Here is a 19,761-nt window from a genome sequence, read left to right on the forward strand (position 1 = left end):
AAAGAGTAGATAATTTAATCATTATAAATAATTTTGATGGAAATTTAAACTTTATCAAATGAAAACAATTGTATTAGGTTATCCTAGAATAGGAGAAAAAAGGGAGCTCAAAAGGGCGATAGAAAAATACTGGAAAAATGATATTTCTGAGGACGTGTTGGTTAAGGTTACTAGTGAATTAAGAACTAAAGCTTGGAAGACACAACAGAACTATGGTATAGATTTAATTTCCTCAAATGACTTTTCATTATATGACCAAGTTTTAGATATGTGCATTACCCTGGGCTGTATTCCTCAAAGGTTCAAAGATTTATTGGGATTACAGCAGTATTTTGCAATGGCAAGGGGTCATCAAGCTAATAGTGTAGATGTCACCGCCATGGAAATGACAAAATGGTTCGATACTAACTATCATTACATTGTGCCTGAATTTATTAAAAACCAGTATTTTAAATTAAATTCAAATAAAATAATTAGTGAAATTAAAGAGGCTAAAGCACTAGGTATTACAACTAAACCTGTTATTATAGGACCCATTACATTTTTGCTTTTGGGAAAGGAAAAGGAAGAAGGCTTTAATAGGTTGAATTTGTTAAACAAGCTATTACCAGTTTATAAAGAATTGGTATTAGAAATTGACCAAGAAGGTGTCGATTACCTTCAAATTGATGAGCCCATTTTATCGACTGATCTTACAGAACAGGAACAAGCTGCTATAGTAAAGGCTTACAATTATTTCTCAAAAATTGGTGTAAATCTAAAGTTTATCCTAGCAAATTATTTTGATTGTTATGGAAAGAATTTAGAGCTAGCATTAAAATTACCTGTTCATGTGCTTCATATAGATGTGGTTCGTTGCTCATTACAATTAGAAGATATTTTAGAAACTAAATTATTAGGTGATAAAGTACTGTCTTTAGGGATTGTAGATGGCAGAAATATTTGGATAAATGATTTTAAAAAGTCGTTAAAATTAATAGAAAGAGCCAAGAATGAATTAGGAGAAAACCAAGTTTGGATCGGTACTTCGTGTTCATTACTTCATGTGCCTTACAATTTAGAACTAGAAGAAAATAACGAAAATATAAATAGCGAAGTAAAGCAATGGCTAGCTTTTGCAAAGCAGAAATTACAAGAGATTGTTGTTCTAAAAGAAAAGAGCTTTCAGGAAGAAGATGTACGTGTTAATGCATTATTTGAAAAGAACCAAGAGGCAAATCAAAGTAGAAAAGTCTCATCACTAATTCATGATCAAAATGTACAGCAGCGACTTGATAGCTTAAAAGGTACAGATAGCGAAAGAGATTCTCTGTTTTCAATCCGCCAGGCACAACAACGAAAAGAATTAAAACTTCCTGTATTCCCTACAACCACCATAGGATCTTTTCCACAGACGAAAGAGGTAAGGCAAACACGTTCTAAATTTAAAAAAGGAGAACTGTCGCAAGAAGATTATGATGCATTTATAAAAAAGGAAACAGAAGAAACAATTCGTTTTCAAGAAGATGTAGATTTAGATGTTTTGGTTCATGGTGAATTTGAACGAAATGATATGGTAGAGTATTTCGGGGAGCAATTAGAGGGCTTTTTGTTTACTAAACTTGGCTGGGTACAGAGTTATGGTACCAGATGTGTAAAACCACCAATAATTTATGGAGACGTATCTAGACCCACACCAATGACCGTAAAATGGTCTTCTTACGCACAGTCTATTACCCATAAATATGTGAAAGGAATGCTAACCGGACCAGTGACCATTTTACAATGGTCTTTTGTAAGAAATGACCAACCAAGGTCTGTAACGTGTAATCAAATTGCATTGGCTATACGCGATGAGGTAAATGATCTAGAGAAAGCCGGTTTGAAAATTATACAAATCGATGAGCCAGCACTTAGAGAAGGGTTGCCCTTGAGAAAAGAAGACTGGAAAGCTTATTTAGATTGGGCGGTAAATGCGTTTAAAATCTCGGCAAGTGGAGTAAGTGACCATACTCAAATACATACCCATATGTGCTACGCAGAATTTAATGATATAATAGAAAGTATTGCAAAAATGGATGCAGATGTTATTACCATAGAAACATCTCGGTCAGAAATGGAACTTTTAAAGGCTTTCGTAGATTTTAAATACCCAAATGAAATAGGTCCGGGTGTTTATGATATACATTCGCCAAGAATACCTTCGCAAGAAGAAATGGAACACCTATTGGATAAGGCTTCAAATCTTTTGCCGTTCGGAAATGTTTGGGTGAATCCTGATTGTGGATTAAAAACTAGGGATTGGCCTGAAACTAAAACAGCTCTTAAAAACTTAGTACAATCTGCAAATAGAATGCGAGAGAAATTATCTCATGTGATATAAAAACTAAATTTTTAAAATGATAATTTAAAAGACATCTAGGATGAAAATCCAAGATGTTTTTTGATTTAATTGAATACTAACAGCTATAAATTATATAATTAATTTTAAATTCAGAATCTTATAAATTTTAAAGACTACTTAGGTGATTGTTTTTAATAAAAGGAAATAGTTTTAAAAACTAAATCAATAAAATGAATTTAAACCAAATAACGGTACCTTCTTTAGATTTGACAAAATCAATTCCTTTTTATGAGGCATTAGGTCTAAAATTGATTGTGAAAGCCCTACCAAATTACGCAAGATTTGAGTGTCCGCATGGAAATTCAACTTTTTCCATTCACCAAACAACTACTTTACCGATAGGTGAAGGAGTCTATGTTTATTTTGAATGTGAAAATCTAGATGAACAAGTAGAACTTCTTAAAGAAAAAGGAATTGTTTTTGACCAAGAACCTACCAATGAAAGTTGGTTGTGGAGAGAAGCTAGATTAAAAGACATGGACGGTAACCAGCTTATCTTGTTTTATGGTGGTAAAAATAGAATTAATCCTCCGTGGCGTATTTAGTTCACTTATTAAAAGGAATTATTGTTATTAATATTAGTATAAGATTTATTTTTTTGAGTATTTCAAACAATGTGTTATAGAATTCACGAATATCAGGATTTAGTAGGTTACGAGGTTAATAGTATAACTGAGTTAATTTTAATAAGTTAACAACATATTTATCCTAATTGTAATGATTAAGTAATACTAATCAGTTGATACATACGTTAATCAATCAATTATTATAACAAGTATTACTTTTAACAACTTATTGAAGTAGTAAATAAAAATTGTTCAATATTTCAAGTTACTAATTAGTAGTTGAAGTTGATGAAAGATAGTTAAAATTGAAAAAGACTTTATGGTCCATAAAAATGCAGAGGAAGAAAGATTAGCCGTTGAGGATAATTATAAAAATTGGAAAAGATGGGGTCCTTATTTAGCTGAGCGTCAATGGGGAACGGTAAGGGAAGATTATAGTCCAGAAGGTCATGCCTGGAGTTTTGTTGGTCATGATAAAGCACGAAGTAATGCCTATAGATGGGGAGAAGAAGGTATTGGCGGATTCTGCGATTCTAGAGAAATACTTTGCTTGGCACCTGCTTTCTGGAATGGAAAAGATTCCATTTTAAAAGAGCGTTTGTTCGGTTTAACCAATGATGAGGGTAACCATGGTGAAGATGTAAAAGAACTTTACTTTCATCAAGTATCTACACCCACGCATTCATATGCTAAATACTTATACAAGTACCCACACAAAAAGTTTCCTTACACAGAACTAGTTCGAAAGAATAAAAATAGAAATAGAGAGCAATCAGAATTTGAGATTTTAGATACTAAGGTTTTTGATAATAACACCTATTTCGATTGTTTTATAGAATATGCCAAAGAAGATGTTGGTGATATTTTAATGAAAGTTACCGTTATTAATAGAGGCCCAAGAGCAGCTAATATTCATATTCTTCCACATTTATGGTTTCGTAATTTTTGGAAACATAACCAAAGATTCGAAAGGCCTGAAATGAAATCTATTTCAGATAATTCAGTACAGTCTCGTAGTACACGTAATGGACGATACTATTTTTATCATGAAAAAGGAGAGCAATTATTTTGTGAAAACGAAACCAATAACCAACGTATTTACAATGTGCCAAATGAGGTAGAATATGTAAAAGATGGTATAAATGACCACGTTGTTAATGGAGAGGCTACGGTAAACCCAGATAAAAAAGGATCGAAATTTGCCGTTTGGCATAAGCTTCGTTTAAAATCTGGAGAGGAAAAAACAATTAAAGTTCGTCTTAGTAAAAAGAAACTTAAAGACCCTTGGGGCAACTATGATTCCATCTTTGAAAAGAGAATTCAAGAATGTGAAGAATTTTATGGAGATATTTTAAAGAAAGAGCTTCCGGTTCAACAACAAGAGATTGCAAGAAAAGCATTCTCTGGTTTACTCTGGACAAAGCAGTTCTATTATTATGATGTTTATAAATGGCTATTTGGCGGTCCAGGAGAAGCCAAACCATATAGAACCGATTCTCGGAATAAGCATTGGGAACATTTGACCAATCGTCACGTAATTTCAATGCCCGATAAGTGGGAGTATCCGTGGTATGCTGCTTGGGATCTTGCTTTTCATATGGCATCGTTTGTTGAGATTGATCCTTATTTTGCCAAAGAGCAGTTGTTGCTGGTATTAAGGGAAAGCTATATGCACCCTAACGGACAAATACCTGCTTACGAATGGAATTTTAGTGACGTAAACCCTCCAGTTCATTCATGGGCAGTATGGACGGTATATGAGAAGGATAAGAAAAGAAATGGTAAAGGCGATTTCAAGTTTTTAGAAAAGGCATATCAGAAATTACTGGTGAACTTTACCTGGTGGGTCAACCAAAAAGATAAGAGTGGAACAAACCTTTTTGAAGGCGGATTCTTAGGTCTTGATAATATTGGTGTTTTTGATCGTAACCACATGCCAGAAGGAATAACCCGTATGCAACAGGCAGATGCCACAAGTTGGATGGCAATGTTTACATTGAACATGTTACGTATGTCGTTGGAGATGGCTACGGTAAACCCTAACTATGAAGATAGCGTTGCTAAATTCTTTAGACACTTTTTAAATATTGCATGGGCAATGCATCATATTGGTCAAAAAGATATTTCTCTTTGGGATGACGAGGATAATTTTTATTATGATGTGGTGGAAATGTCCAACGGAAAAACTGACCGTTTAAAAGTACGATCACTAGTTGGTATTATACCGATGTTTGCGGTTGAGATTATACATAAAGATCTGTTTGATGAATTAAAGAATTTTAAAGTTAGAGCGGCAGAAATTGTGCGTACAAGACCAGATCTAGCTTCTTTGATTTCTAATATCGAAGAATTTAATTCTGATGGAAATTACCTGTTCTCCATTATGCGTGGCTTTAGACTAGAAAAGCTATTGTTTCGCTTATTGGATGAGAAAGAATTTTTATCTGATTATGGTATTCGCTCACTTTCAAAATATCATGAAGAGCATCCATATGTATTTCAACATAACGGTCACCACCAAATTCAGTATGAATCTGGGGAAAGTCAGTCAAACATGTTTGGGGGTAATTCTAACTGGCGAGGTCCTATTTGGTTGCCTTTGAATTATATGATTATTCAGTCTTTACGTAAATACTTCTCTTATTATGGTGAGGAGTATATTTATGAGTTTCCAACAGGCTCTGGTGTAAAAATGAACTTAAACGAGATTGCAAATGAAATTTCAAAACGACTGATAAAGTTATTTGAGCCAGACGAAAACGGTAAGTTTGTATATCACTCAGAAGACGAGAACCATGTGTTTACTAAAAATGAACACTTTAAAAAGGAGCATTTCTTTTATGAGTTTTTTGATGGCGATTCAGGTAAAGGTCTTGGAGCTTCTCATCAAACAGGTTGGACAGCTTTAGTTGCAAATCTGATTATGGAATTGGAGCAGAATAGCTAGAATCTATTTTCTAATATAGTTGAACAAAAACGAGACATTAAAAATGTCTCGTTTTTGTTTTTAAGCTTCTGTCGTAATCGCTTGTTGTGCCTCTAAAGCAAAACTCCTGATTTTTGGATCAGTATCATTAAGAAGATTTTCGACCATACTTAGGTAGCGAGGTTCTTTTTGTTGTGCAATGAGATATAATACCGCCAATTTAATCTTTAAGTCATTGCCTTGTAACAGAAGTTTAAAACATTCAAGTTCCGTAGGTATTTTATGTTTGATCTTTTGAAGCTCCTCTTCAGACGAAATGTCTAAGGCAGATTCTTCAATAATCGGTAACAGTTTACGCTTTAATTCTCCCGTTAAAAGATTGTCTAAAAATTCGATGGCATTGTGTTGTGCTTCTTGTTTCTGACTAATTAAACCCTCATACGCAATGGCAACATCATTTTGTTGATAGCGTAATCCCAATAGTTTAAAAATCCGTTCTAGACCAGAATCTAATCTTCGTTCCAAAAGTTCTAAAAGACTGGTTCTTGCATCGCGTTCTGCATCGCCTATTTCCTTTTTAGATTTATTTCTATTACGATAAGATATAATGATTTGCGTATGCATAGCCGATAAAGTTTGATGGTGTAGTTTACACTCATTGAAAATTACAGATACTACTTTGTAGCGATTAAATTTTAAATGTGGATGTGTCGTACGAATGGCACTTAAAGCTCTAACGACTTCTAAGCGAATTGTAAGGTCATTATCTGTTAGTATGCTGAGTAAATGATGAACCGCCTCCTTAGAATGAAAGGTTTGCATGGCAGCAGGTATAAACCGAAGTACTGATAGTGGTTGCAATCTATCTTGTACATTTTTAGAAAGCAAAGGTATAATCTGAACACCGTACAGTTTAAATGCCTCTATCACGGCAGGTCTGTAATTTTTCTGACCTAAAAAGGGAATTAAATGTTGTGCTAAGGTTGGGTCTGTTGCAGTACCAATTGCCTTTATAGCTGTTATTACAACAGCTTCATTTTCGTGCTTTAAAAAAGCAATTAGCTTATTATAAAAAACAGGTAGGTTTGCCACCCCGAGTGTTTCAATAATCGCCTCTATATAAGATACATCTTGTTCGTGATGTTCAAGATTTGCAATTGCATTTGAAATACGATCCAATAAAGAATACCGCTGTTTTAACGAGTAGTTATTTTTTGCAGCTCTAGCCAAACAATAAAGTGCTGCCATAGCAATGCGTTCATTAGCGTGTTCTAAATAGGCATCGAACACAAAAGATTTGTCTTTGTGAGCAAAACTTAAAACATACGCCAAAGTAGCGGTGGTCAACTCTCGGTCATCAATTTTTAAAAGTTCGGAGACCTCCGCGGTCATGCTCTTTGAATTTAGAAAGTACAAGTTCTGAATTGCTGATAGTTTCACTTTATTACTAGGGTGCTCCAATAACAACTCCACATCATCAGCAAAGCGTTTGTCATTAATTTCCATCAGCTTATCTAGCATAAATAGAATTTGTTCTTCGGTGCCCGTTTTAAATACCGTACGCATACCGGTTACAACAGATACTTTTGTCTGGGAGGTTTTTTTAGTCTTTTTAAAGGAATCCGTTAGTACTTCTAAATTGGTTCTAAAGGTTTTGTAGTATTCTATTCGCACTTTGTAAATAAAATACAACCAAAGGCAAACAAGGGCAATTATAAGAATACCAATGTAAAATGAAGGTAAATCTAGACCACGGACAACAAATATTAAAAGGCATCCGGCAATACCAGTAGCTAAACTATCTACAACAACATCTATAAACGATTTAGTCCTGTTTTTCAAGTCGAAGGGCAGGGGTAAAGTCAATAATTCCGAAGCACTCTTATGGATAGATTGTTTTAGTATTCCGTCCATCGCTTTAATAACGACTACGGCAGAGAGTTCTGGTAATAACAAGAATAGAATGCTTCCACCAAAAATACCTATAGGTAGTAGTAAAAGTGAAAAACCAACACCCCAAATACCTACAATTTTATGGGTAAAGAACAACTGAATAACAAGAGATAATAAGTTGAATGTTGAAAACCAAAATGCGAAGAAGGCTGTAAGCTCATCGGCATCTGTAATTGCAGAAGAGGCAAAATCACTAAATAGATAATCTACCAGCTTAGCAACAACAACGCTAACGGCAACAATACTGGCTATGTAGGTAAGATGTTTAGATTTTAGTATGAGTTTTAATGGCGGCTCGCTTATATTCGAAGCCGACTTATGCTTCTTGATACTGCCATTTTTTTTAACCCTAATATTCCAAATTCTACGTAATAATGGAATACAGAAAAATAGGAGTAGGGCTGCCACGAACATTAGATTTTCATTGCCAATAAGCGGAGCCAATATAGAGGTGAGATAACCACCGAATATACCACCAATGATAGCACCAGAACCAATAAAACCAAACAATCTTTTTGCTTCTCTAATATTGAAAACCAAATTCGCCAACACCCAAAATTGCGATGCTGATAAAACTGCGTAAATAGCCACCCAGATGTAAAAGAAATAGAGCAATATACCACTAACAACATCTAATGATAATAGAATGCCTAAACCTATTAAGATAATAATGGAGCTTGTAATGGTAACCTCAATAACTTTTTTAAGCGGAAATTTAGATACTGCTTTAGAGTAGAAATAAGAGGTAGTAACTGCCGTTACGGCAACTAATAAAAACGCAAAAGGCAATTGTTCAATTCCTAATTCTGATAGAAAAAGAGCATTTACCGTTGGTTTAATAATAAGTAGAACGGCAATAACCAAAAAAATGTAGGCGAGCATCCAAAGTGATACTTTGAACTCGCCTTCACGAACATCGAATATTTTTTTTATTAGTCTTTCTACCATCAAGAAATGGAAATTGCTATTCCAAGACCTAAAGTACAGGCTTTTTTAACACTTTCTCAATTGGCTTCACTAAATCTCTAATAATTTGTTCGCCATTGGCATCATCTATTAAAGCAACCAAAATATACCTTCTATTGTTGTCTTCTCCCCAAACCAAAATAGAATCGGAATGGTAGGTACGCCATGAACCCGATTTTCTGAACAATCTAGCGTTTGGTGCAATTTTATCTAAGGTGTTTACAAATTTATGGTGTAACTCTGGGTCTTCCATAATATCTAACATCTGCTTAGACCTTTTTTGATTTACCAATTTTCCGTTCGCCAATAAATAATAGTATCTGCAAACTTGCGTAACTGATGCAGCGTGACTCAAATTTTTTAATGGTTCGCGATTGGTGTCCCCACCACTACCATAGCGCTTTCCAACCCAGAGTCCGCCTCCTTTTTGTTCATCATAGAAAGCATATTTTGGGTCCGTCATAACCGCTTCAAGTTTTTCGTAACCAACACGATCGATCATTCTAGTAGACGCGGCATTGTCAGATTTGCTAATCATTAAGCGCATATCTTTTTTAACCTCCGCTGTTTCTTTAATTTCTCCTTTTTCAATAGCATCCATAGCAGCTAAGAGAATAGCTATTTTAGGCAGGCTTGCCGCATACATCATATGGTTTCCGTTCACACGGGCAAAGCGTACTTGTTCTGGGTTGCTCAAATCAACTAGACCCACCGCCATTTTCTTTTGTATAATGAGATCGTTCCATTCTGGGTGCGATGCCAGTTCTTCTCTTAAGTTCGTTTGCAAAGAGCTATCTAGCAATTTTTGTAAAGGTTTGATCTTAGAATTATCTATTTTAATTGGTAGCTCATTTTGTGCATTTACTGTTACACAGAACATAAAGGAAAAAAGGAAAAAGACTACAGATGATTTCATTGATTTTAGCATATTTAAAAATGTAGTCAAAATTAGGTAATGGACTGATTTGCCATATGTTAATTTTTGTATTTATTGGAAAATTAAAAAATCCCGCAATTGCACTGTATTGTTCTATATACCTTAAATTCTTATGTTAAATTTTTAAATAATTATAGATTATATAGTACCTATGCGTCCCTTTTTTTAAAGAGTAAATGGGTTAAAAATTTATATTGACATTCAATTAAATAACTGTATCTTAAATAATGGTATATATGCAAACTTATGAATCTTAAAGATGGTGTAAAAACGGCTGAGAATAAAGTGTCTACAGAGGCACGTAGACTTAGCGATATGGTTAAGGATTCTAATAAATCTTTAGTTGACCGTTTAGAGTGCTTTGAAGATATTATAAGTTTAGAAGTTGGTGATACAGGTTTGCACAGGGCTAAAACCTTAGAACGTGAGTTTAATGTTCGCCAATTATACCTAAAGTATGAAGGTGATAACCCTACAGGTACTCAAAAAGACCGTATTGCTTTTGCACAATTATATGATGCATTGCGTAGGGAATTTACCGTAGTAAGCTTGGCTACTTGTGGTAATTACGGGGTTGCTATGGCACTGGCATCAGATTTAGCGGGTATTGCTTGTAAAATTTACATTCCAGAAAGTTACCATACCGATCGCATAGTGGAAATGGAAGCATTGAATGCAGAGATTATCCGTATTCCTGGTAGCTATGAAGATGTAGTTACGGAAAGTTCAAAATTAGCGGCAGAACATGGTTGGTATGATGCTAACCCTGGTGGAGCCAACACTCCGCTTCAAATTTCTGCTTACGCACAAATTGCACAAGAAATTTTTGAAGATTTGGGCGATGCACCCAAATATTGTGCGGTACCTGTTTCTAATGGAACTTTATTTGCAGGTATTTATAGAGGATTTGTGAATTTGTATAAAAGAGGGAAAACATCTCGTATACCTAAAATGATTGCGGCATCTTCATCTCATAAAAATCCAATTGTAGAATCATATCTTCAAGGGTTGGATCATTGTAAAGATTTGAATCCGGCTGCTATTAAAGAAACGAAATATAACGAGCCATTGATCAACTGGCATAGTTTCGATGGCGAAGAGGCTTTATATGCTTTGCAAGAATCTGAAGGAGAAGCTTTTAATATTAGTGACAAAAAATTAAAGGAGATGACTTCTCTTTTACATAAAAAGGAAGGATTTAGAATTTTACCAGCTTCCACAGCTGGTTTGATCGGACTTCTTGAATTAGATGAAAAAATGAATTTTGAGCCCGATCGTTTTGTGGCGGTGCTCACTGCAAAAAATTAAATAGATAGATGAAAAAAGTTATTGACGGTAAAGCACTGGTATATTGTGAGGGAGCATTTAATACTCCTAATGGTAAAACAGCACATGGTTTGGTTCGTTTTACCGAGCGTTATGAGGTGGTTGGGGTATTAGACGAAAAATATGGTGGTAGAGATGCTGGTGAGGTTTTGGATGGTAGACCTAATGGAATTCCGGTTTTTAGAGATTTAGAGGCTGCAATTGCTACTTTGACCGCAAGTAATAATCTGCCAAGTTACTTAGTAATTGGTTTGGCACCAGATGGTGGTAAATTGCCAAAAGAGGCTAAATCGACTATTAAGGCTGCATTGCAACAAGGTTGGAATGTGGATAGTGGTCTGCATGATTTTCTAACTAATGACCAAGAACTGGTTGCATTGGCAAAAGAAAAGAATGTGAAGATCAGAGATGTTAGAAAGACTCCGGATCGTGACCAATTACATTTTTTTACAGGCGATATTGAAAAAGTCAATTGCCTAAAATTAGCAGTTCTTGGTACAGATTCAGCGTTGGGTAAACGTACCACTGCTTGGATATTGGTACATGCGTTTCGTAATGCCGGTAAAAAGGCTGAAATGATCGGAACAGGTCAAACAGGATGGATGCAAGGTGCTAAATACAGCATGGTTATGGATAGCTGTATCAATGATTTTGTATCTGGCGAAATTGAGCATGCTGTGGTAAGTGCATGGAAAAATGAAGATCCAGATGTTATCGTTATTGAAGGTCAAGGTAGTTTAATGAACCCAGCCTATCCTGGTGGATTTGAAATTCTAGCTGCTGGCAGACCAGATTATGTAATTCTGCAACACGCACCAAAAAGAGTAGAGTATGACGGATTTCCAGGGTATAAATTACATTCTTTAGAGGAGCAAATAAGGGCAATTCAGGTTATTTCCGGTAAAGAGGTAATTGCGATTACCGTTAACCACGAAGACATGAAGAAAGAGGAAATTCTAGATGTTTGTAAAGCAATAACAATAGAAACTAAATTACCTGCTTTTGATGTTTTAGAGTACGGAGCTGAAGATTTAATTTCACTTCTGATGGCAAAGTTGAAATGAGAATAACCAATATTTCTTTTGAGCGTTTAGATCTTAAATTATCTGACCCTTATACCATTGCGTATGAAACTATTGATCGTACCAGCAATTTTATTCTAAAGGTTGAAACTGATGGAAAAATAGTTGGTTACGGTTGTGCAGCACCAGATCCTGTGGTTACTAATGAATCGCCCAGTGATGTAACTTATGCTATTAAAAATATCATTATTCCTTATTTACAAGGAAAAGACCCATTTACTTATGCACTGCTATTATTAGAGCTGAAGGAATTATTGGGCAAAAGGTCATCGGCTTTGGCTATGGTAGATTTGGCATTGTTCGATATTATGTCGAAAAAAGCCGAGGTGCCTTTATATAAGTTTTTAGGCGGATTTCGTAATCACATAGCTACTAGTATTACCATTGGTATTATGGGCTTGGACGAAACCTTATCTTATGCTAGTGAATTTATAAAACAAGGTTTTACAATTCTTAAAATAAAAGGCGGGTCTAATTTAGAAGAGGATATTGCTAAAATGAGATCTATTCATGAGAAATACCCTAACATCGAATTAAGGTTTGATGGAAACCAAGGGTATTCTGTGAAAGAATCTGTAGATTTTGTAAAAGCTACGGCAGCCATTGGTATAGAAATTTTTGAACAGCCAACAAAAGTCGAATCAGAAGAAAGATTAGGTGAAGTAACCGACCAGGTCAGTATTCCTGTTATGGCAGATGAAAGCTTAAAAACATTGACTGATGCATTTCGTTTAGCACAGAATGAGCGTGTGGATATGGTCAATATTAAATTGCAAAAAGTGGGCGGTATCTGGGTTGGTATGCATATCAATTCCGTTGCTAAAGCCGCTAAATTAGATGCCATGGTGGGCTGTATAGATGAATGCGGATTAGGTATTGCTGCAGGGCTACATTTTGCCTTGTCAAGACCTAATATTGTGTATGCTGATCTTGACGGACATTTAGATATTATAGATGACCCATATCATTCTATTTTTAGATTGGAAAAAGGAATTTTATATCCCACCGAAAAACACGGGTTGGGTTTTTCTGAAGCTAACATTTAATCATTTTCCATGTATTTAACTTTACTTGCCGTATTTATCGTTGGGTATCTTTTTATAGCATTAGAACACACGATTAAAATTGATAAAGCCGCCACAGCATTACTTACCGGTACGCTATGTTGGGTGATTTTTATAATTGGGAGAGATTCTTTTCTTGTAAATATTTCAGGAGACGAATCTATTCATTTTGTAACAGAGAGTCTCCGTGAGAATTTAGGGGAGATTTCAGAGATTTTATTTTTCTTACTTGGTGCCATGACCATTGTTGAAATTATCGATGCTCATGAAGGCTTTTCGGTAATTACAGATAAGATTACCACAACCAATCGTGTAAAGTTATTATGGATTCTGTGTTTATTGACCTTCTTTCTATCTGCAGCTTTAGATAACTTAACTACAGCTATTGTAATGTCTGCTTTACTAAGAAAGTTAATACACGACAAAAAGGACCTTTGGATGTTTGCAGGGCTTCTTATTATTGCCGCAAACGCAGGTGGTGCGTGGTCACCAATTGGCGATGTAACAACCATTATGCTTTGGATAGGTGGTCAGGTAACGGCTATGCATATTATTAAGGAAATTTTCTTGCCAAGTTTGGTTTGTTTATTGGTGCCATTGGCCATAATATCTTTTCGTTTTAAAGGGCATATTACCAAACCAACGGAACATTATATTTTAGATTCTCATGGATATCAAGTAAGTAGTTTTGAGAAAAACTTGGTTTTTGCTATTGGTATAGGCGCACTTTTATTTGTACCAATCTTTAAGACCATTACCCACCTACCGCCATTTATGGGAATACTTTTAGGTTTAAGTGTTGTTTGGATAACTACAGAAATAATTCATAGAAATAAAACTATTGAAGAAAAGAAAACCTTGGCAATTTCTAATGTGTTGAGAAGAATTGATACGCCCAGTATCTTATTCTTTTTGGGGATATTGGTAGCAGTTGGTGCATTACAATCTGCTGGACATTTAGGTGATATGTCTCGCTTGTTAGATGCTAATTTTGATAGCATTTATGCAGTTAACTTCATCATTGGGGTGTTATCTTCGATAGTAGATAACGTACCACTTGTTGCGGGTACAATGGGAATGTATAGTTTAGAAACCTATCCGCCAGATGCTGATTTCTGGGAATTACTTGCTTATTGCGCAGGTACAGGTGGTAGTATTCTTATTATAGGTTCAGCTGCAGGGGTTGCCATTATGGGCATCTTGAAAATTGATTTTATGTGGTACCTAAAAAATATTTCTTTACTGGCTTTTATTGGCTATGTAGCAGGTATACTCACTTTTATGTTGATCAATTAAATATTACTAATCTTCTAATTGCTCAATAAGATTGGCAACTAAAGCTGTCCAGCCTGTTTGGTGAGAAGCCCCTAGACCACGACCGTTTTCTCCATGAAAATACTCGTAAAATAATATCAAGTCTTTAAAATTAGGGTCTTGGTAGTATTTCTCATAGTTCTTGTTAATGGCGCGGTTGCCATCGGCATCTTTCTCGAACATATGAATGAGTCGTTTGCTCAACTCATCACTCACCTGTTTTAGGTTGAGCAATTTTGAGCTTCCCGTTGGGTATTCAAAAAGAAAATCATTACCATCATACCATTGGTATTCGCGAAGTGCCTGAATGAATAAGTAATTCATAGGCATCCAAATAGGACCACGCCAGTTAGAATTGCCTCCAAATAGGGAAACGGTAGATTCCGCTGGTTCATAGTCAATAGAGTAGTCTATACCATCTATATGAATTTGATATGCCTTTTCGTGCACCTTAGATAAAGATCTTATGCCGTATTCACTCAAGAATTCTTTCTCGTCTAAAAGTGCGGTTACCAATTTTTGCATTCGGTCTTTTGGAACTAACGATAAAAGTAAATCACCATTTTCTTCATACTGCTGTATAACCTCGTATTTTAAATTCTCTGCACGGTATTTTTTAAACCAAAGAACACTTGCTTTAAATTTCGGGAACTTATCTAGAACGCTTTTTTTAATAGTTAGTACTGCGGCTAATGACAACATACCGGCAATTGATCGTACTTTTATAGTGGTAGATTGCCCATCTGGTAAGGTTAAGCGATCATAGAAGAACCCTTCAACATCGTCCCAGGTATTGGCTTTATCGGTATCCATTTTATTCAGAGCTTCCGCTATGAATACAAAATGCCCAAAATATTTGGTTGCCATATCTTCATAAGAATCATCATGTTCTGCGATTCGCAAACTTATTTCTAGCATATTCAAGCTATACATCGCCATCCATGCAGTACCATCTACTTGATCTAATGAACCACCACCGGGTACACCATGGCTACGATCAAATACTCCAATATTATCAAGACCTAAGAACCCGCCTTGAAAAACATTGTTGTCATTTCTATCTAAACGGTTTACCCACCAATTGAAGTTCAGCGATAACTTATTGAACATTCTCTTTAAGAACTTGATATCTGGTTCACCGGTAATAGATTTATCTGTGCCATAAATTTGTAAGGTTGCCCATGCCTGTACTGGCGGATTCACATCACTGAAATTCCATTCGTAAGCAGGTATTTGTCCGTTAGGCGACATATACCATTCTTTAGTGAACAATAGTAATTGTTCTTTAGCAAAATCTGGGTCTATTGAAGCGAACGATACACAGTGAAAAGCAGAATCCCAAGCGGCATACCAAGGGTATTCCCAAGCATCTGGCATGGAAAGTATATCGTGGTTTCGTAAAGTTTTCCAATGGCTATTACGCCCGCTTAACCTTTCTTTTGGTGGAGGTGTGGTTTTGTAATCCCCTTCCAGCCATTTTTCTACTTCGTAATTATAATATTGTTTCGTCCAAAGCAAACCTGCAAATGCTTGTTTTAAGATAGCCTTTCTATCTTCGGTTGCTTTTGGTGCAATGTTCTCATAAAATTGAGCGCATTCATTTTGTCTTTTCTTAAATATGACATCAAAATCATCAAAAGGTTCTTGCAGATTTTCTTCCGTTAATCGCAATTGAAAAGTTGCAGATTCACCACCTCCTATAATCTTTTGATACATTGGGGCAAACTTGGTGCCCGAGTTATTTTTGGTAGCCAGGTCATAGTCATTATTGCACACGGCGATGTTGAATAAGTCTTTTTTAAACGGATGATCATTCACATCTTTATAAACCCTTTCTCTGTTGGTTTCGTTTTCAGTAAATAATAACTTGTCTGCAGGCTGAAAATAGAAATTGTATTTACCCACGTACGGGTGATCTATAACTACCGAAGTGTCTTTGCCTTTTTTAACGGTTGCTATTACCGGTTTCTGAGACATTTCTTTAAATGACCAATGATTACGCATAATCATCTGTGGCAATAAGGTTATGGGAGCAGGTTTGCTATTTCTGTTTGTAATGGTAATTTGAATAAGAATATCGGTTTCATTGCCTTTCGCATATTCTGTACTGACATCGAAATAGGTGTTGTCATCAAAAATACCCGTGTCCAATAATTCGAATTCCAGCTCTTTACGATTGCGCTTTTGATTTTCCTCGATCAATTGATTATATGGATATTCTTTTTGAGAATATTTGTACAAATACTTCATATAAGAGTGCGACGGAGTATTTTCTAAATAGTAGTATAGCTCCTTTACATCTTCACCGTGATTTCCTTGCGGTCCTGTTAACCCAAAAAGGCGTTCTTTAAGAATAGGATCTTTTCCGTTCCATAAAGCAATACTAAAACACATATTGCAATAGCGATCGCTAATACCTGCTATGCCATCTTCTCCCCAACGAAAAGCGCGACTTCTAGCATGGTCATGCGGTAAGTAGTTCCAAGCATCGCCACCCGCACTATAATCTTCCCGTACCGTTCCCCATTGACGTTCACTTAAATAGGGACCCCATTTTAACCAGTCTTTTTCTTCTTTTTGATGTTGTGCTAAACGTTCTTTTTCTGGGTTCTTCATGCGGAATTTAATTAAGTAATTGCAGGATGTTGGTCGTACAGGATATTATAAACTATTGTTTGCTGGTGTCAATTTTAAAAAGTTCTGCAGCATTTTTCCAAAGAATCAGTTCTTTTTTTTCGTCGGCCAAATCTAATTGACCCATAAATTTTAAATAGGATTTCATATTAGAGATGGGCCAGTCCGTTCCATAAAGTAAGTATTTTGGGTCGCCTGCATAGGTAATCATTTCTTCGATTTCCTTTTTCATGTAGCGTTCAAACTTATCGGAGAAATCACCCAAAACCAATCCGGATATATCTGCGTAAACGTTTTTGTTTTTATAAACGACCTCCATACAATCTTTGATCCACGGGTTACCTACATGGCAAATGACAATTTTTAATTCTGGATAATCAACAGCTAAATCATCAATATGAATAGGGTGGGAGTATTTTATTTTTCCGGTAGGGGCGTAGGTGTCACCAGAGTGAAACATGACAGGTACATCATACTCAATTGCCATTTCATACATTAATTTAAAACGAATATCATTCGGGTAAAATGGCTCGTAACCAGGGTAGAATTTTAATCCTTTAATGAATCCTTTTTCAAGGTAATCGCTAATCTCAATAACATCTCTGTGGTTATAATGTAAATAACTAATGCCTGATACCACACCTAGATTGTTATATCCTTTAATTGCCTCTACTACTTGTTTGGTACTGGGTCTATGTTCATTGACTTTATATGACGTAAGTACTAAGGAATAATCAATGTTATTATCCTTCATGTTTTGTGAAAGCTTGTCTAAACTCTCGTTTAATGACACCACTCTGTCTTCATGATAGTTGTTGATGTGGGTATGTACGTCTATAATCATTTGATTTTTTTAAATAAAATTGAGTCATAATTCAATTTTATTTAAAACAGAATCATAACTAACAATAAAGAATAAGTGGTTTATAAATGTTAGGTTATATTATCGATTAATAATTTTTGAAATTACCAAACGTAGAAAAATATGAATGTCTTAATTAACACATGTATTTAAAACTTTCTATAATCTTAATCAGTTGCCAGTAATTATATCATCAAGTAAATCGTCTACGCCATATACTTTTGATTTGACAATTTGATATAACTCATTAAAACTTTCGAATACTTCCTTGGTTTTAAAATCTGAAACCTTATAAACTATAAATTTAGTATCTGGCCATACTTCAATTTTCGATAAGTCTTCAATTGAAATGTCTTTTTCTGGATATAAGTATAAGAGTATTTCATTTGGCTCTTGATTACTTTCGTGAATAGACCATTTGTATTTATTATTGTAAACAAAAAATATTTCTTCTTCAGTTTGTATAACGTTTGTAATTCTATCTTGATTTTCAATCATAGAATTGATTGCTTGTATGATTTTCATTTTTTTATAATTTTATTATATGAATCAAAATCTAAATTCCTGATACTTTCTCTTAATTCATGGACTAAACTCCTTTTTTTAGGTTCGTTAAGAGATTTTGGTTTATCAATAAAACCTTCAATCTTCAAGATTATATTTTTTAAATTTTCTTTTAAAAAATCATTACCAGTAGTTTGACCTTGGATTTCGTGGAGAATATTTATTACCTCAATTTTTTGTGTTGAATCACTTGCATTGAAATGATTTAACCTATCTAATTTTGATTTCAATTCAGATAATGTTAATTGAGTAGAATAATTTAGCAATAAATTAAATGCATTGGATATTTTACTTCTTTGAAATAAAAAAAGATAAATAGCAATTCCAGAAGCCACAATTGTAAAAATATCGGCAATCAAACTTACTATTTCACCAGATTGCAGCATGTTTCGTATTTTACAATTAGTATTAAAAAATTTTTTTTTGGTCTGTATTTTATTGAGTTCTAAACCGCCCTTTGCACTACCTCAAATACTTTATTGGCATCACACTTAATTGTTTTAGAAGGAAATTTTAATATTAAGGCATAGTCATGTGTTGCCATTAATATGGTTCTACCAGACTTATTGATTTCCTGTAAAACTTTCATAACCTCTACACTGGTTTGTGGATCAAGGTTTCCGGTAGGCTCATCGGCAATAATTAATTCTGGGTCGTTTAATAATGCACGTGCAATAGCAATACGTTGTTGTTCCCCACCAGAAAGTTCATGTGGGAACTTAAATCCTTTGGTTTTCATTCCTACTTTTTCAAGCACGTTAGAAACCTGAGTATCCATTTTTGCCTTATCCGTCCAACCAGTTGCTTTTAGAACAAAAAACATATTCTGGTTGATATTACGGTCTGGTAATAGTTTAAAATCTTGAAAAACAATACCTAATTTTCTACGTAAAAAAGGAATGTCACTTTCCTTTAAAGTTTTAAGGTTGAATTCACCCACATGACCTTCACCTTTTTGCAATGGTAAATCGCCATAAAGTGTTTTCATGAAGCTACTTTTACCGCTTCCGGTCTTACCAATGAGGTAAACGAATTCCCCCTTAGCAATTTTTAAGCTCACTTCGCTCAACACCAAGCTCTCTTTTTGAAAAATAGAGGCATCCTTAAGTTCTAAAACAATCTCTTCCATAACGCAAATGTTGATATAAAAGTAATAAGTTCCATTTGATATTAGAGAACCCTTA

The 19,761-nt window shown here is 34.9% G+C and carries 14 protein-coding genes; 7 read left to right on the forward strand and 7 right to left on the reverse strand.

From position 1 onward, the window contains the following. Positions 1–58: 58 nt before the first annotated feature. The 3 genes from metE to BM296_RS08030 all read left to right on the forward strand — a co-directional run bounded on the left by metE (position 59) and on the right by BM296_RS08030 (position 5,896). On the forward strand, positions 59–2,362 hold the full coding sequence (gene metE, locus BM296_RS08020) for a 5-methyltetrahydropteroyltriglutamate--homocysteine S-methyltransferase (RefSeq protein ID WP_091902577.1): 2,304 nt from the start codon (positions 59–61) through the stop codon (positions 2,360–2,362). 191 nt (positions 2,363–2,553) lie between these two features. Further along, the gene (locus tag BM296_RS08025; RefSeq protein ID WP_091902578.1) at positions 2,554–2,928 is read left to right on the forward strand and encodes a VOC family protein; all 375 of its coding nucleotides are present in this window, start codon (positions 2,554–2,556) and stop codon (positions 2,926–2,928) included. A gap of 340 nt (positions 2,929–3,268) precedes the next feature. After that, positions 3,269–5,896 carry an MGH1-like glycoside hydrolase domain-containing protein gene (locus tag BM296_RS08030; protein ID WP_091902579.1) on the forward strand — a complete coding sequence of 876 codons (2,628 nt, stop codon included), beginning with the start codon at positions 3,269–3,271 and terminating at the stop codon, positions 5,894–5,896. Between the two features lie 60 nt (positions 5,897–5,956). Here the strand turns inward: BM296_RS08030 and BM296_RS08035 are convergent, their stop codons facing one another. Continuing rightward, complete coding sequence (locus tag BM296_RS08035) at positions 5,957–8,776, reverse strand: hypothetical protein (protein WP_091902580.1); 2,820 nt, start codon at positions 8,774–8,776, stop codon at positions 5,957–5,959. A 28-nt stretch (positions 8,777–8,804) separates the two neighbouring features. Next, positions 8,805–9,710, reverse strand: a complete 906-nt coding sequence (locus tag BM296_RS08040; protein ID WP_091902581.1) for a serine hydrolase — start codon at positions 9,708–9,710, stop codon at positions 8,805–8,807. A 267-nt stretch (positions 9,711–9,977) separates the two neighbouring features. On the opposite strand from BM296_RS08040, the gene BM296_RS08045 reads away from it, so the two are divergent. From BM296_RS08045 to nhaD, 4 genes are read left to right on the forward strand one after another with little or no spacing between them, the layout of a single operon-like run. Continuing rightward, a complete protein-coding gene (locus tag BM296_RS08045; protein ID WP_027064696.1) occupies positions 9,978–11,039 on the forward strand; it encodes a pyridoxal-phosphate dependent enzyme in 1,062 nt (353 codons plus the stop codon). Positions 11,040–11,047: 8 nt separating this feature from the next. Continuing rightward, entirely contained in the window at positions 11,048–12,121 is a 1,074-nt protein-coding gene (locus BM296_RS08050) for an N-acetyltransferase DgcN family protein (RefSeq protein ID WP_091902582.1), read from the forward strand. Then, entirely contained in the window at positions 12,118–13,185 is a 1,068-nt protein-coding gene (locus BM296_RS08055; RefSeq protein ID WP_027064694.1) for a mandelate racemase/muconate lactonizing enzyme family protein, read from the forward strand. The genes BM296_RS08050 and BM296_RS08055 overlap by 4 nt, the downstream gene beginning before the upstream one ends. 9 nt (positions 13,186–13,194) lie before the next feature. Beyond that, complete coding sequence (gene nhaD, locus BM296_RS08060; RefSeq protein ID WP_091902583.1) at positions 13,195–14,499, forward strand: sodium:proton antiporter NhaD; 1,305 nt, start codon at positions 13,195–13,197, stop codon at positions 14,497–14,499. Positions 14,500–14,505: 6 nt separating this feature from the next. On the opposite strand, the gene BM296_RS08065 is transcribed toward nhaD, so the two are convergent. From BM296_RS08065 to BM296_RS08085, 5 genes are all read right to left on the reverse strand, one after another. Further along, positions 14,506–17,133 carry an MGH1-like glycoside hydrolase domain-containing protein gene (locus BM296_RS08065; RefSeq protein ID WP_091902584.1) on the reverse strand — a complete coding sequence of 876 codons (2,628 nt, stop codon included), beginning with the start codon at positions 17,131–17,133 and terminating at the stop codon, positions 14,506–14,508. A 52-nt stretch (positions 17,134–17,185) separates the two neighbouring features. Beyond that, positions 17,186–17,995 carry an amidohydrolase family protein gene (locus BM296_RS08070; RefSeq protein WP_091902585.1) on the reverse strand — a complete coding sequence of 270 codons (810 nt, stop codon included), beginning with the start codon at positions 17,993–17,995 and terminating at the stop codon, positions 17,186–17,188. Between the two features lie 189 nt (positions 17,996–18,184). Then, positions 18,185–18,538 (reverse strand): hypothetical protein, encoded by a 354-nt coding sequence (locus BM296_RS08075; protein WP_091902586.1) that lies wholly within the window; start codon positions 18,536–18,538, stop codon positions 18,185–18,187. Then, entirely contained in the window at positions 18,535–18,963 is a 429-nt protein-coding gene (locus tag BM296_RS08080; protein ID WP_091902587.1) for a hypothetical protein, read from the reverse strand. Before BM296_RS08080 ends, BM296_RS08075 begins: the two co-directional genes overlap by 4 nt. A 59-nt stretch (positions 18,964–19,022) precedes the next feature. Continuing rightward, positions 19,023–19,706 carry a cell division ATP-binding protein FtsE gene (locus BM296_RS08085; protein WP_027064689.1) on the reverse strand — a complete coding sequence of 228 codons (684 nt, stop codon included), beginning with the start codon at positions 19,704–19,706 and terminating at the stop codon, positions 19,023–19,025. Positions 19,707–19,761 lie beyond the last annotated feature (55 nt).

It is taken from the genome of Maribacter stanieri (genome assembly GCF_900112245.1).
Lineage (GTDB): Bacteria > Bacteroidota > Bacteroidia > Flavobacteriales > Flavobacteriaceae > Maribacter > Maribacter stanieri.

Bases quoted from the DNA above. Each gene is read 5' to 3' on its own strand.
- metE (WP_091902577.1), top strand. From the start codon at position 59: ATGAAAACAATTGTATTAGGTTATCCTAGAATAGGAGAAAAAAGGGAG.
- BM296_RS08025 (WP_091902578.1), top strand. From the start codon at position 2,554: ATGAATTTAAACCAAATAACGGTACCTTCTTTAGATTTGACAAAATCA.
- BM296_RS08030 (WP_091902579.1), top strand. From the start codon at position 3,269: ATGGTCCATAAAAATGCAGAGGAAGAAAGATTAGCCGTTGAGGATAAT.
- BM296_RS08035 (WP_091902580.1), bottom strand. From the start codon at position 8,776: ATGGTAGAAAGACTAATAAAAAAAATATTCGATGTTCGTGAAGGCGAG.
- BM296_RS08040 (WP_091902581.1), bottom strand. From the start codon at position 9,710: ATGAAATCATCTGTAGTCTTTTTCCTTTTTTCCTTTATGTTCTGTGTA.
- BM296_RS08045 (WP_027064696.1), top strand. From the start codon at position 9,978: ATGAATCTTAAAGATGGTGTAAAAACGGCTGAGAATAAAGTGTCTACA.
- BM296_RS08050 (WP_091902582.1), top strand. From the start codon at position 11,048: ATGAAAAAAGTTATTGACGGTAAAGCACTGGTATATTGTGAGGGAGCA.
- BM296_RS08055 (WP_027064694.1), top strand. From the start codon at position 12,118: ATGAGAATAACCAATATTTCTTTTGAGCGTTTAGATCTTAAATTATCT.
- nhaD (WP_091902583.1), top strand. From the start codon at position 13,195: ATGTATTTAACTTTACTTGCCGTATTTATCGTTGGGTATCTTTTTATA.
- BM296_RS08065 (WP_091902584.1), bottom strand. From the start codon at position 17,133: ATGAAGAACCCAGAAAAAGAACGTTTAGCACAACATCAAAAAGAAGAA.
- BM296_RS08070 (WP_091902585.1), bottom strand. From the start codon at position 17,995: ATGATTATAGACGTACATACCCACATCAACAACTATCATGAAGACAGA.
- BM296_RS08075 (WP_091902586.1), bottom strand. From the start codon at position 18,538: ATGAAAATCATACAAGCAATCAATTCTATGATTGAAAATCAAGATAGA.
- BM296_RS08080 (WP_091902587.1), bottom strand. From the start codon at position 18,963: ATGCTGCAATCTGGTGAAATAGTAAGTTTGATTGCCGATATTTTTACA.
- BM296_RS08085 (WP_027064689.1), bottom strand. From the start codon at position 19,706: ATGGAAGAGATTGTTTTAGAACTTAAGGATGCCTCTATTTTTCAAAAA.